Origin of the sequence: Venatorbacter sp. C2-1, assembly GCF_022832715.1 — a bacterium.
GTDB classification, from domain to species: Bacteria; Pseudomonadota; Gammaproteobacteria; order Pseudomonadales; family Oceanobacteraceae; genus Venatoribacter; species Venatoribacter alkanivorans.
Genome location: NZ_CP094879.1, coordinates 3,905,948 through 3,919,608, shown reverse-complemented (window position 1 = coordinate 3,919,608; position 13,661 = coordinate 3,905,948). Strand labels below are relative to the sequence as shown.

At 50.4% G+C, this 13,661-nt stretch carries 10 protein-coding genes; 5 read left to right on the top strand and 5 right to left on the bottom strand.

The features are described 5' to 3' along the window. Positions 1–4 precede the first annotated feature (4 nt). The 3 genes from nosZ to MT343_RS17630 all read right to left on the bottom strand — a co-directional run bounded on the left by nosZ (position 5) and on the right by MT343_RS17630 (position 5,165). The gene (gene nosZ / locus MT343_RS17640) at positions 5–1,927 is read right to left on the bottom strand and encodes a TAT-dependent nitrous-oxide reductase (RefSeq protein WP_145468004.1); all 1,923 of its coding nucleotides are present in this window, start codon (positions 1,925–1,927) and stop codon (positions 5–7) included. A gap of 30 nt (positions 1,928–1,957) precedes the next feature. Continuing rightward, on the bottom strand, positions 1,958–4,204 hold the full coding sequence (gene nosR, locus MT343_RS17635) for a transcriptional regulator NosR (protein ID WP_243989427.1): 2,247 nt from the start codon (positions 4,202–4,204) through the stop codon (positions 1,958–1,960). A gap of 403 nt (positions 4,205–4,607) precedes the next feature. Then, entirely contained in the window at positions 4,608–5,165 is a 558-nt protein-coding gene (locus MT343_RS17630; RefSeq protein ID WP_145468006.1) for a Yip1 family protein, read from the bottom strand. Positions 5,166–5,275: 110 nt separating this feature from the next. On the opposite strand from MT343_RS17630, the gene MT343_RS17625 reads away from it, so the two are divergent. Then, positions 5,276–5,728 (top strand): MarR family winged helix-turn-helix transcriptional regulator, encoded by a 453-nt coding sequence (locus MT343_RS17625; RefSeq protein ID WP_145468008.1) that lies wholly within the window; start codon positions 5,276–5,278, stop codon positions 5,726–5,728. Positions 5,729–5,758: 30 nt separating this feature from the next. On the opposite strand, the gene MT343_RS17620 is transcribed toward MT343_RS17625, so the two are convergent. Both MT343_RS17620 and MT343_RS17615 read right to left on the bottom strand, forming a co-directional pair. Next, a complete protein-coding gene (locus tag MT343_RS17620) occupies positions 5,759–7,462 on the bottom strand; it encodes a nitrite reductase (protein ID WP_145468010.1) in 1,704 nt (567 codons plus the stop codon). A gap of 47 nt (positions 7,463–7,509) precedes the next feature. Further along, on the bottom strand, positions 7,510–9,561 hold the full coding sequence (locus MT343_RS17615; RefSeq protein ID WP_186435845.1) for a TonB-dependent receptor plug domain-containing protein: 2,052 nt from the start codon (positions 9,559–9,561) through the stop codon (positions 7,510–7,512). A gap of 394 nt (positions 9,562–9,955) precedes the next feature. Here MT343_RS17615 and MT343_RS17610 point away from each other — a divergent pair, with 394 nt between their 5' ends. From MT343_RS17610 to MT343_RS17595, 4 genes are read left to right on the top strand one after another with little or no spacing between them, the layout of a single operon-like run. Further along, positions 9,956–10,771 carry a CbbQ/NirQ/NorQ/GpvN family protein gene (locus MT343_RS17610; RefSeq protein WP_186435846.1) on the top strand — a complete coding sequence of 272 codons (816 nt, stop codon included), beginning with the start codon at positions 9,956–9,958 and terminating at the stop codon, positions 10,769–10,771. A 32-nt stretch (positions 10,772–10,803) separates the two neighbouring features. Continuing rightward, entirely contained in the window at positions 10,804–11,250 is a 447-nt protein-coding gene (locus MT343_RS17605) for a c-type cytochrome (protein WP_145468014.1), read from the top strand. Positions 11,251–11,294: 44 nt separating this feature from the next. Beyond that, complete coding sequence (locus MT343_RS17600) at positions 11,295–12,698, top strand: cbb3-type cytochrome c oxidase subunit I (protein WP_145468016.1); 1,404 nt, start codon at positions 11,295–11,297, stop codon at positions 12,696–12,698. 55 nt (positions 12,699–12,753) lie between these two features. Further along, entirely contained in the window at positions 12,754–13,656 is a 903-nt protein-coding gene (locus MT343_RS17595) for a 4Fe-4S binding protein (protein WP_186435847.1), read from the top strand. Positions 13,657–13,661: the final 5 nt, after the last annotated feature.

The window sequence follows — 13,661 nt, the reverse complement described above, 5'->3', positions numbered from 1 at the left end:
CCGATCAGGCTGGTTCAACCAGCATTCGACCTACCATCTCCATATGCAGAGCATGGCAGAACCAGTTGCAGTAGTACCAGTGCATACCCACTTTGTCGGCCACAAAGGTAACTGACGCAGTTTGCTGTGGGCTGATTTCCATGGAGACACCATGGTTCACCATACAGAAACCGTGGGTAACGTCTTCGATCTGGTCCAGATTGGTGATGATTACGGTAACCTCATCGCCCTGTTTTACCTTGAACTCGTTAATGCCATAGGCTGGCGCTACCGAGGTCATGTAAACCCGGACTTTATTACCATCACGGATAACCTTGTTGTCGGTTTCCAGATTGATTCCATCCTTTTTCGCCATGGCGGTGGTGCCGGCAAAGAAAGGATCATCCCGTTTCCAGATTTTCCGGGTACGGATCTGATCACGGCGTGCCATGGTGCAGTCATGCGGTTCTGCGAAGGTTGGGCCATCGTGCACCAGTTTCATTTCTTCACCGGAGATATCGATCAGCTGATCGTTTTCCGGGTGCAGTGGGCCAACCTGCAGGAAGCGGTCTTTGGAGAACTTGCACAAAGCAACCAGCCACTGGCCATCAGCTTCGCTGGTTTCGCACAGCGAGGCATGAATGTGACCAGGCTGATACTGCACATCCAGTTTCTGCTTGATGTAGTTAACCTTTTCACCTTTATAGGCACGTACCGCATCGGCCATATTCCACTTCACGACCTGACTGTCGATAAACAGTGTGGTGTAGGCATTGCCACGACCATCGAAGGTAGTGTGCAGCGGTCCAAGGCCCAGTTCCGGTTCTGCAGCAATGGTGTCACGCGGATCTTTGATTTTGCCGTTAAACAGGTCAGGCAGTTTAGCAATTTCGATCATGGATACAGTTGGTGACAGCTTGCCGTTGGCAATAAAGTACTTGCCATCGGATGAGGTGTTACAGCCATGCGGGTTTTTCGGCACAGGAATATAACGGGTAAACTGGCTGTCTTTTTCGCCTTTTTTACGGCCATCCAGCACCGGTACTTTAGAGTCGCCCAGAGTGGTGAATTTACCGGCTTTAACCGCTTTTTCTGCAGCCTGGATATCAAATACCACAACCCAGTCACGTTCATTACGCATCATGCCGCCCAGATCATAGGCTTTTTCTGAGTTGTAACAGGTGGAAGCAGCAAAGCGGCCTGTGTAGTCGGCATCACAGTTGTCCAGGTTACCGTCAACCATAATCTGAAATGCCATTTCCATGCTTTCTGCGTCAATGACGTTAAACATGGTGTAGCTGTAATCGGCCTGCAAATCGAAATGTTTGCCATCGTTCGGATGTGGCATAACAAATTCAGCATTAGCAAATACATACTTGGTGTACGGTGCTTTCTGCAGACGCAGTCCGTGGATCGCCTGAACATTAGGCACGGTCAGCATCTTGTCACACTTCATAATATCCAGGCGGATACGGGCTACACGGCTGTTGGCTTTATCGTTGATAAAAACGTATTTGCCATCGTATTTGCCATCTTTCATGGAGATGTGCGGATGGTGACAGTCACCATTCAGGAACTTCGCACTATCGCCCATTATCGCCTTACTTTCGTTGGTGATGCCCCAGCCGGTAGCCGAGTCGATATTAAATACCGGAATCCGCATCAGTTCGCGCATGGAAGGAATACCCAGTACGCGCACTTCGCCCTGATGACCACCACTCCAGAAGCCGATGTAATCGTCCAGCTCACCTGGCTCTACATGGTATTTCTTTTTGGCGTCCTGAGCGGCTGCGGCAAAGGCCTCGCGGCTCATTACTGCAGAACCCAGGCCGGCTGCGCCGACCAGTGCCGCACCGGCACCCGTCAGAGCACTGGCACCGAGAAATCCGCGGCGGCTTAGTCCGGTTTTTTCTTTTCCGGGTACATTTTTATTGCTGTCATCTGTCATGGTCTATCTCCTTGAACAAGATTGGCTTCTTCAGTTTTGCGGATCCATCTGTACCACCGGGATACGCTGTGGAACGGGTTTATTTCTTTGCTGTTTTTTACGTTTAGCAACCAGTGGCGGACATTTATGATCGTTGTGATATGTCATCTGGCAATCGAGGCAGTAGTGACATTCGTTGTGATTAATATGACCATCGGGATGAATGGCCTGTATCTCGCATTCATTGGCGCAGAGCTGGCAGGGCTGGCCACATTCTTTGCGGCGTTTCAGCCAGTCGAACAGGCGGGCCTTACTTGGTATTGCCAGGGCAGCTCCCAGAGGACAGATATAACGGCAGTAGACTTTGCGCGTAAAAATATTGATAACCAGCAACAACACAGCGTAGAAAACAAAGCCCCATTCACGGCTGAATTTGAGCATGATGGCGGTTTTAAAGGGTTCCACTTCGGCATATCGTTCTGCAGTAGCAAGTGACTCCAGAGACAGCCCGAATAAACCCAATAAAATAATGTATTTAACGGCCCATAAGCGTTCGTGCAAAGCAAAGGGCAATTCATACTGGCGGATTTTTAATTTACGGGCGGCTTCGTTAATCAGCTCCTGCAGAGCACCGAACGGACACAGCCAGCCGCAGAATACTCCCCGTCCCCAGAGCAGGATGGTGGCTGCGGTAAATGCCCAGAGAATAAATATAACGGGATCGCTGAGAAACAGCTCCCAGCGGAAGCCCTGCATCAGTGAATGAACAAAGGTCAGTACGTTGACAACCGACAGCTGGCCGAGGCAATACCAGCCAATAAAGAACACGGTAAATAACAGATAACCCCGGCGCAGCCAGTGCAGAAATGCAGGCTTGCTGGTGAAATAATCCTGCAGGAATAAAATCACCAGCAAAACACCCAGGGCAGTTATCAGAACTCCGATCTGGAAACTCTTCTGATACCAGATATTCAGCCACAGAGGGCGGTTGGCTTCTTCAATGGCAGCCAGTTCTTCGGCTGTTAATGCTGGCCGTTCGAAGTAGGTTTGGGGCAGTTGATAACCCAGTTCGAAACTGGTGAATACGCCATCCACCGGGCCTGTCTGGCGGCGCACCAGTAACTCAAAGGTCCAGTCAGTGCCAGGGTCAAAATGGCTTTTGTCACGGATAATAAACAGCGATTTTTCTTTAAACTCCGGTGCGCCGTCGGCCATGACATCGTACAGACGTTGCTGGTCCAGATCGCGGAAGGAGATAACATCACCAAACTGACGCAGCTGGATGCGGTCAAAAATACCGCCGCGCACATAGCCTGATCCTTTAAATGAGAACATGCCGTTGGCCAGCACAGCAATGGCGTGCTCGCCGGGTTTCAGCTCTTCCATCAGGAAGCGGTACTGACTGTCACCCAACAGGTTGCGGCCAATAGTTGGCGCGTTCAGATAGGCAACATAAAGATCAATAAAGGTATCGTTAAGCTGATCCGCTGTGGCTTTTTCCACCTGTTCGGCGTCGGTGCCCCTGAATGATTCGTCCACCTGGGAGCGTAACAGGTGCATACGACGGATGGAGCCGTCTCCGGTCAGCTGCTGCCAGCCGGCGTTACTGTAAACCTCTGGCAGAATATTGGCGGGCTTCTGTTTCTGTGACAGTTGCGCTTCGACCAGTCCCAATGATGCGGCGACTGTGTGAGTGGCCTTCATGATGATTTCGTTCACAACCATCACGGTAACGGTGGCACCGGTGATGGCATCGACGGTCACGGCGTTTTCATCATTGGTGCTGCCAACCACGACGCGCTGATCAGCCCTGATGCCCTGATAGGCTACGCCAAAATCAACCAGCTTCTGTTCCGGAATACCGACCAGCAGAATTGGCTCGTGGTGTTCCAGCAGCCAGGCATCAAGAATAACGGCCTCAGGACTGAGGATAACCTGCATATTAATTGGCTTGCCGGAGTAGGCAGGAATATTGGCTACGTTGATTGTTTCAAACATATAGCCCAGTAAACGGTCATTTCCTTTGATGGTCCGGATACCGAAATCACCTTCGGGAGACGATATCTCTGTCGCCTCAGGCAGAATAAGGCGGAGGCGTTGCTGTGCGGTGTCTTCTGATTTATCGGAGGGCTTATGAGCCTGCAGGCGTTTCTGCTGTCGATTTTCTGCTTTGTGTCCAGCGTTTTCTGAGGCTGCCACTTCCGGAACCGCTGCTACGGAAATACTGAGGACAAAAAAAATCAGGACAAAAAAAGGCCATAAATAATGTTTCAGGGGGCTGTCAGGTGCTGACATCATACAATTCCTATTCAGCGTCAGCCTGATGTCTGGAGTGAGCATCAGTCTGGCTAATGCGTCAAATTGTCGCAGTCACCGGACACAGCCAACATACCCCATCGGAGGTAGGTTGAAGGACTCAGGTCAATTTTTTGTGTTTTTAATCAATAACCCCTGTCACCCGCCATTAAATATTTTTTGGCGCATAAAATCAGAGGTTACAGGGGGATGTATAAACCGGTTATTTGGACAGTCTGGGCCAGCCGTTGCAAAAACAGCCTGACAGCTTCAGGGATAAGAAAAATTTTCCGTGTCGATGGATTGGCATGGCGCAAAATGCCAATTAAAACTGCAGATATATTTTCAGCAGCGAGCTGGACTTTTTCAGTAAGCCGAAGCGGGCACTGAACTATTCAGAGGTGTCTTAATAAGCCCAGACGATAACCATCAGCATAATCCAGGCGAGAAATGCGGCAGACATTATCGTATAGGTTGCGGACATGCTGACCACATCATCCGTATTGCGGTGACAGAGCGCGCTGGTTCCAAGGTAGAGAATGACACAGGAAGCGACTAATCCGACACCTGCAAAAATGCCGGTAATTAAAGCGGAAGGAATAAGTAATCCCAGAGAAGACAGCCACATAGGAATGGGGGCAATAGCCGCCAGTAAGTAGGCGTCGTGATAGTTAATGGCCAGATCGTGGCTTTCCAGTACCGAGTGAATAAGCCATCCCATTACAAAAAAGGTCAGTAATTCTGCGAGGAAAAATGTGGTGGTAATAAAATGCCAGTTTTTTTCCGGGAAATTCTGAATGTAGCTGTTGTCGTAATGAGTTCCGGCATAATAGAGCAGAACCGGCGGCAGGAAAGACAGTGGCAGAACCAGCTTCCAGGCCAGAGCCGGTATGGAGATATTCATCGATTGCATTTTTTCCCAGCCTTTCGCTGACCAGGGCATTATCAGTTCTGACAGGTTCATAATTACCTCCATATATATCATGCTATGATATATATGGTTTAGATCACCTTTAATCCGGTGGCAAGCATATCGGGCCGTATTGCTGAAGCTGTCTGAGGATCAGATTCTTTATGGATAAATTGAATAAGCAGGATTATCAGAACCTTTCGGATTTCCGCTACCGCCTGCGTATCTTCCAGCGCCACAGTGAAAATATCTGCAAAGCCCATGGTCTGACTTCATTGCAGTATCTGTTATTGCTGCATCTGAAAGGCTTTTCCGGACGGGAGTGGGCCACAATCAGTGAATTGTCGGAAAAACTTCAGGCAAAACATCATGGTACGGTGATGCTGGTCGACCGCTGTTGTGAGCTGGGTCTGGTAGAGCGGCGTGAATCGATAACCGATAAGCGCTGCATAGAAATACATTTGCTGCCTGCCGGTGATGAACTGGCGGGTCGGATTGCCTGGCTGCACCGACCTGAGCTTGAACTTCTGGAGCAGAAGTTTCCTCTGAGCTCTCATGCTGATGAGCATCATCCGGCTGAATTTTCCGCACCTGAAAAAAGAAAAAGCGGCACATAACGTGCCGCTTTTCTGCTCAGAAGACGATGATCAGTAGATATCGTGCTGAGTGTTTTTTACATTGAATTTACCGGTTGGGGTAATCAGGCGTTTATCCTTAATTACCTTTTTCAGTTTCAGTGTTTTGTCATCAACCACCACAATCGCGGACGGTTCTTCCTGGCCGTTCCAGACTGAGAACCAGACTTCGTTACCAGCGGCATTGTATTCCGGCTGAACAATCCGTTTGGCTCCTTCTTTGATTCCGGACCACTCAGCAATCGGCAGAACAGTGTAGCCTTTTGCCAGATTTTTAATGTCAAATACCGCCACAGACTGGCTGACTTTGGCATCCGGGTTAAAGGTGGTATCCAGGTAAAGGTGGTTCGATTTTGGGTGTGTTTTGATAAACAGAGAACCGCCACCTTGTCCTTTCAGAGTCTGCACAACTTTCCAGGCATGATCCGGATGGTTTTCAGGATCGGTACCAATCAGGGAGATAGTTTCATCGCCCAGGTGGCTGGTTACCCAGACCGGACCAAATTCCGGATGCACAAAGTTAGCGCCACGTCCCGGATGAGGAATTTTACCCACATCAACCAGTGCAGTCATTTTCCGCTCTTTGGAGTCAATCACGGCAATTTTATTCGACTGGTTTGCCGCAGTCATAAAGTAGCGATGGGTTACATCCCAGCCACCATCGTGCAGGAACGGAGCGGTGCCAATGGTGGTAACGGTCAGGTTATCGACATCCTGATAGTTAACCAGCTGTACCTTACCGGTTTCTTTAATATTAACGATAAATTCCGGATGTTCATGTGACGCGATAATCGCAGCAACGCGGGGCTCCGGATGGTATTCCTGTTTATCGACGGTCATGCCACGGGTCGAAACAATTTTGAGCGGTTCCAGGGTTTCGCCATCCATAATGGTGTATTGCGGCGGCCAGTAAGCACCGGCAATAGCGTATTTATCTTCGTAGCCTTCGTATTTGGATGTTTCTACCGAGCGGGCTTCGATGCCGATTTTGATTTCAGCAACTTTGCCAGGTGATTTCATCCATAAATCAATCATATCGATCCGGGCATCACGACCAATAACCAGCAGGTAACGGCCCGAAGCCGAAATGCGGGAGATATGCACGGCGTATCCGGTTTCGATGGTTTTTACGATTTTTTTTGTGTCACCATCGATCAATGCAATTTTACCGTCGTCCCGCAGTGTGACAGAAAACAGATTATCCAGATTAAGATCATTCATCTGTTTTTTCGGGCGGTCTTCAGGTTTAACAAATACCTCCCAGGTATTCAGCATTTCTTTCATGCCCCACTCAGGAGGTGTCGGTGGTTCATGCATAACGTACTTGGCCATCAGGGTGACTTCTTCCGGCGAAAACTGACCGGATGAGCCCCAGTTTGGCATACCGGCCGGCGAGCCATAGCCAATCAGTGCTTCGAGGTAAGCCTGGCCTTTTTGCTGAGTAATATCCGGTGTCAGTGGCTTGCCGGTTGCGCCTTTACGCAGTACGCCGTGACAGCCGGCACAGCGCTGAAAATAAATCTTCTTGGCTTTTTCAAATTCTGCCTCAGTCAGATCCGGTGCGCCGGGTGAGCGCACAACTTTAGCCGATGCCGGGTCGATAGCAGACGCTTCGCCCTGATAAGCCGATGCTGCATTTTCCGGGTTGGGTACCGCGTGAACCGCTAAGCTGAGCGCGGCAATGGCCAGGCAAAGTGGATGTTTCCAGTATTTCATGATCGTTCCTCTCTCATATATCCCAGTTTCAGGTCGTCTGGTTGTCATCAGAAACGCCAATGCATTTCGGCATTGAGCGCACGTCCGGCAGCCGGTAATTCTTCAGGGTTCTGGTAGCTTTGATTGGTCAGGTTATTAACCGCAGCGGTCAGCATCAGGTTGTTAACCGGCTGATACTGCATGGCGATATTGAATTCTGCGTAGCCACCGCTGTGTGCGGTCTTTACGCCATTTTCGTCATCCCGCCGGGCATCACCGTAAGAGCGCAGAAAGATATCCAGCTGTGTATTTGGCCGGGCTGACCATTGCACTCCGGACTGCAGCTGGTATTCGGGCAGGCCGCTGTTCCAGGTGTCTTCGCCGCTGGCGAAATCGAGCTCCCGGCGTTGTACGGTAATATTGGCGTAAGGGCGGAGCGTTTTAAGCTGACGGGAAACGGCCAGTTCCAAACCGTAGCTTTTGGCTTTATTGATGTTGACCCAGCGCCAGAGAGACTGTGATGCTGTGGTGGTTGTGGTGTATTCAGGCGGAGCCGCAGTCAGGGCTTCGCGGTCGATAAAGTCACGTGCGCGGTTGTAATACAGCGCGAGGTCAAGCAGCCACTGCTTGTTGTCGAGGCGGAATCCGAATTCCAGTGTGGTTGCTTTTTCTGCGGTTAAATCCGGGTTGCCAAAATGCACATTGCTGCCACCGGCGGTAACGGCAAATTGCTGGGTGACGCTGGGGTAGGAATATCCCTGAGCAAGGTTGATGCGTAATGCCGAGGCCGGAGTGGCGCGCCAGACCATGGATACGGAGCCAACCATTTCATCATCATGGTTATCGCTGTCAGAGCGCTCTGTGCTGTCGGTCAGGCGTGAATTAATGCGGTAATAACGCAGACCGGCGTGTGCCTCAGCATCTGCGGTTAATACAATCTGTTGCTGTAAAAATGCTGACCACTGGTTTTGTTCCGCTTGTTGCGCGGATTTTTTTTCTGTCACGGTTGGCGGAACCGGCAGGGTCAGCATACGCAGTGTTGTTTGCGAGCGTTTGTCTGTATCCAGGCGGTCGCTCTGATACTCCATACCAGCTACCGTCAGGTTATTTCCCAGCCAGCGGGCTTCTGTACTTAACTGGCCGCCACTGGTCAGCAGATCATCATCGGAGAAATTATCAACATTCACAGCCACCACGGGTGTCTGACTGCTGATAGCATTTTCCATAACGCGCCGGCCATTATGTTGATACATCCGGGCATTAATTTTTTGCAGGCTGCCGTGATCCTGAAGGTATTCATAATTCAGCGCATGACGGAGAGAGTTGCGCTCCGGAAAGCGCAGATAATCAATACCCGAGTCGGGTTCCACCCAGGCGCTGGCATATTGTTTGAAATAGTCGCCCTGCCAGCTGATATGGTGTTGTGCCTGGCTGTAACCCAGCTCTGCTGAGACTGAGCGCTGCAGAGAATCGGAATTCTCCAGTGTGCCATCAGCCAGACGGCGATCCTGATGGGATGTGCGGCTGGCCTGCAGGCGCATATCCAGCCCTTGCCGGGCAGCCAGTACGCCGGCAGAAACGCGTTGTCCGCGGGTTGCTGAGTAATATCCGGAGCTGAAAATAGCTTCCTGCTCACCGGCAGATGCCTGGCGGGTGATGATATTAATGACACCGCCGAGAGCATTGCCGCCATGTACAACAGAGGATGGGCCACGAACGACTTCGACACGTTCGATCATATTAATATCGATCAGTAATGGCGTGCCGTAATTGGAATGGTCGGCCAGCGGCTGGCCATTAATTTTTACCAGCACACGGCGGGCGCTTTCCCCCCGCAATGACAGACGCTTCATGCCGGGAACCCCGGAGTCGACAATGGCTATGCCGGGAATATCACGCAGTACTTCGGCGAGGTCGGATACCGGTTGCTGATTCAGTTGCTCCTGTTCCAGCACGGTAATGGCTGCCGGGCTCATCAGTGCCTGTTGGCGGTAGCCGGTTGCGGAAACCACCATCAGTGGCAGGCTTGTGGCTGTGTTATCGGCCCGGGATGGCAGGGCGGGGGATGCCATAGGCAATACAAATAACAGGCTGAGGAGACCCGGAGGTTTGCGTGTCATGCCGAAATCCATTAATTCCTGAATGGAATTGCATGCTCAACCAGATGTGCGGATAAAAAACTGATTCAGGTCAAAAATATAATAACGACTGCCTTATCCCGGCTATAAAATTGACTTGAGTTGGTATTTTTTATACTTGGGTATATTTAACCATTTGAATTGAATAAATAACCATTTTTAGATTTTTGTTTCTGCTTAATAAATTAAAATCCTTAATAAACAATAACTTACTTTCATTCTGTTTTGATTCTGATAGTTGGTTTAAGAGGTATATTTTGCCTGTTTTAAGGAAAAGTACCTATATATGGGTATATCGATCTCTATTGTTTGGTATTTATGACCTCTTTGCTAAAGGACAGCATTAGCACCGTAAAGTTACCCATAGGATCGGCATATGAATGCTCCTGCTGTGTCGCCAGCGGACTCACGGCTGCACTTTTATCAGCCGCAGGGAAGTGAGGTTGAACTCTTCCTGCACGCCAGCCGTAATCAGCTTCCTGTTCTGATTAAAGGCCCTACCGGCTGCGGTAAAACACGTTTTATTGAGCATATGGCGGAGCAGCTGAAGCGCCCGCTCTATACCGTTGCCTGTCATGATGATCTGACCGCTGCCGATCTGATTGGCCGCCACCTGATCGGCAACAACGGCACGTTCTGGCAGGACGGTCCACTGACGCGCGCTGTGCGCGAAGGGGCAATCTGTTATCTGGACGAGGTTATTGAGGCCCGCAAGGATACAACAGTTGTTATTCACCCCCTTACCGATGACAGACGCATTCTGCCGCTTGATGGCACCGGAGAGCAGCTTCATGCCGCGCCGGGTTTTATGCTGGTTATGTCTTATAACCCGGGTTACCGCAACCTTATGAAAGGGCTTAAACCCAGTACCCGCCAGCGCTTTGTCAGCATCGGTTTTAACTACCCGGATGAACAGCAGGAAGCCCGGATCGTTATGCAGGAAAGTGGTATCGATCTGCAGACTGCGCAGCGTCTGTGTGCGGTTGCTGCTGCTCTGCGCAAGCTTAATGACGCCGATCTTGAGGAGTCTCCTTCTACCCGCCTTCTGATTCATTGTGCCCGTCTGATCCGCAGCGGGTTGCCGGCAGAAATCGCAACGGAAGCGGCTCTGACTGAAACCCTGAGTGACGAGCCCGCCGCCCAGCAAGCTGTTCGCCAGATTATCCGCGCTCTTATGCCAGTTGGTGAATGAGCCGTCTTTTTATAACCGCGAGGAGACATTTTATGTCAGAACGTTTCACTAAGGGCATGGCCCGGAATATTTACTACGGTGGGGGCGCATTCTTTTTCCTCCTCTTTGTTGCTCTGACGGTTGATACCGTTACGGTGCTGCCGAAGCGTGAGAATCGTGAACTGCTCACCGCTGAAGTCGCACATGGCAAAGAAATCTGGGAAAAAAATAACTGCGTCGGCTGTCATTCATTGCTGGGAGAGGGGGCCTATTTTGCTCCCGAGCTGGGGAACGTTTTTCAGCGCCGCGGGATGGAAAATGAGCAGGTATTCAAGGCGTATTTTTCTGCCTGGATGAAGGCAATGCCTACTGGTGTTGAAGGACGCCGCCAAATGCCACAGTTCCATTTAAAAGAGCAGGAGATTAACGATTTAGCTGAATTCCTGATCTGGACTTCCCGCATCGACACCAACGATTGGCCACCAAATATCGAAGGCTGATGCATGACGACCATTTCAATTTAATTATTCAAGGATCAAACATCATGAAATATCAAAGCCAGGCGGTTGCAAAACCGTACTTTGCCTTTGCCATGTTGCTGTTTGTCGGTCAGATTGTCTTCGGTCTGATTCTTGGCACGCAGTACATCATCGGTGATTTCCTGTTTCCGGAAATCCCTTTTAACGTTGCCCGTATGGTGCACACCAATCTTCTGATCGTCTGGCTGCTCTGTGGTTTTATGGGCGCGACTTACTATCTTGTACCTGAAGAAACTCAGTGTGAGCTGTATAGTCCGAAACTGGCCTGGATACTGTTCTGGGCTTATGCCATTGCCGGAACCCTGACCATTGTTGGTTATTTATCGGTTCCCTATGCAACGCTGGCGGAGATTACATACAACAATATTCTGCCAACCATGGGGCGGGAATTTCTGGAACAGCCAACTATTACCAAAATAGGTATTGTTATTGTTGCACTCGGATTCTTGTTTAACGTTGGTATGACTATTCTGCGTGGCCGTAAAACCGTGATTAACATGGTGCTGATCACCGGTCTTCTCGGTCTGGCAGTGTTCTTCCTGTTCTCTTTTTATAATCCGGCATCACTGACTCTGGATAAGTATTTCTGGTGGTGGGTTGTGCACCTGTGGGTTGAAGGTGTGTGGGAGCTGATTCTCGGCAGTATCCTCGCCTTTATTCTGATCAAAACCACCGGTGTGGATCGTGAGGTTGTGGAAAAATGGTTGTACCTGATTATTGCGATGGCTCTGATCAGCGGCATTCTTGGCACCGGCCACCATTATTTCTTTATCGGCGCTCCGGAATACTGGCTATGGATCGGATCGGTTTTCTCTGCCGTCGAGCCGTTACCTTTCTTCATGATGATGGTGTTCGCTTTCAGCATGATTAAACAGCGCCGCCGCGAACACCCTAACAAAGCCGCCGTTACCTGGGCTGCCGGCTGTACCATTATGGCTTTCCTTGGTGCGGGCGTTTGGGGATTCCTGCATACCCTGGCGCCGGTAAATTATTACACCCACGGCTCTCAGATTACGGCCGCTCATGGTCACCTGGCATTCTTTGGCGCTTACGTGATGATTGTGCTGGCGATTATCTCTTACGCATGGCCACAGTTGCAGGGACGTTTAAGTAACAGTCTGCAGGCGCAGAAAGTGGAAATTGCCTCCATCTGGGTCATGTGTGTATCCATGCTGATGATTACTCTGCTGCTGACTGCGGCGGGTATTATTCAGGTGATGCAGCAGCGTATGCCGGCTGATGGCATTGCCCTGGGCTATATGGCGACACAAGACCTGATTGTTCCTATTTATTGGGCGCGTCTGGTTGCTGGTATCGCTTTTGGTGGTGGCGTGATGCTGTACTTATACAGTTTTGTTGTCGCCAGCCGTACTCAGGCTGATGCACCTGCTTTACCTGTCAGTGCCTGAATATATGCAAAGATCACAGCCGCTGCCTTCGGGCAGCGGCCAGGAAGACAGGCTGATGAATTCAGGGGTGCAACGCTACCGCCTGATCAGCCGCAGCGTATTTTTTTTATTATTTCTGCTGGCGCCGGTTCTGGATATTTTTCGTCTGGATCTGACGCTCGGCCATTTTATTTTTTTGGGTTATGACTGGACGCTGGAGCTTGCACCTGCTGCTGGTCAGAGTGCTGCTTCAGTATTTTCACAATTATTCTGGCGTCTGGCGCTGCCCGTCCTGCTGACGGTCATCGTACTTATTGTTTTTGTCTGGCGCTGGGGACGAATTTACTGCGGCTGGTTGTGCCCGCATTTTTCTGTTCTGGAGTGGCTGGACAGTAAAATGCATTACTGGCTTGGCAGGCGTTCGTTGTGGGAAAAGAGCAGCAGCGGGGCGCGTCCTGGTTCCAGAACGGTCCTTTTTTTCTGGATTCTGGCCTGTTCTTTTTTATGGGCGGTTTCTCTGCTCAGTTATCTGATTCCTCCGTTGCCTTTATGGCAGGGTATTTTCCGGCTGCAGGTTGATACATATCCGCTGATTTTTCTGTGTGCGGCAACGGTATTATTTTTTATCGAATTTACGCTGGCCCGTCACTGGTTCTGCCGGTATGGCTGCGCAGTCGGAATTTTTCAGAGTCTGATCTGGGCGGCTAATCCGCGTGGCCTGGTGATTGGTTACCGCAAAGAGCGGGGAAAAGACTGCCGTGACTGTCATGCCTGTGATCAGGTCTGTCCTATGCGCCTGCCGCCAAGAGCACATAAGCAGCGGAAGATTACCTGCACTCAATGCAGGCTCTGTATTGATACCTGTGCTGAAGTGCAAAAACACAATCCTGCCGGATCACTGCTGTATTGGGCCAGTGGCGATGATGCCAGACAGTATGAGCGGCAATTACCAGTAATTATTGCCCGGGAACAGGAGTAACTGCG

Excerpts from the sequence above, each read along its gene's own strand:
- nosZ (WP_145468004.1), bottom strand. The coding sequence starts at position 1,927 with ATGACAGATGACAGCAATAAAAATGTACCCGGAAAAGAAAAAACCGGA.
- nosR (WP_243989427.1), bottom strand. The coding sequence starts at position 4,204 with ATGATGTCAGCACCTGACAGCCCCCTGAAACATTATTTATGGCCTTTT.
- MT343_RS17630 (WP_145468006.1), bottom strand. The coding sequence starts at position 5,165 with ATGAACCTGTCAGAACTGATAATGCCCTGGTCAGCGAAAGGCTGGGAA.
- MT343_RS17625 (WP_145468008.1), top strand. The coding sequence starts at position 5,276 with ATGGATAAATTGAATAAGCAGGATTATCAGAACCTTTCGGATTTCCGC.
- MT343_RS17620 (WP_145468010.1), bottom strand. The coding sequence starts at position 7,462 with ATGAAATACTGGAAACATCCACTTTGCCTGGCCATTGCCGCGCTCAGC.
- MT343_RS17615 (WP_186435845.1), bottom strand. The coding sequence starts at position 9,561 with ATGACACGCAAACCTCCGGGTCTCCTCAGCCTGTTATTTGTATTGCCT.
- MT343_RS17610 (WP_186435846.1), top strand. The coding sequence starts at position 9,956 with ATGAATGCTCCTGCTGTGTCGCCAGCGGACTCACGGCTGCACTTTTAT.
- MT343_RS17605 (WP_145468014.1), top strand. The coding sequence starts at position 10,804 with ATGTCAGAACGTTTCACTAAGGGCATGGCCCGGAATATTTACTACGGT.
- MT343_RS17600 (WP_145468016.1), top strand. The coding sequence starts at position 11,295 with ATGAAATATCAAAGCCAGGCGGTTGCAAAACCGTACTTTGCCTTTGCC.
- MT343_RS17595 (WP_186435847.1), top strand. The coding sequence starts at position 12,754 with ATGAATTCAGGGGTGCAACGCTACCGCCTGATCAGCCGCAGCGTATTT.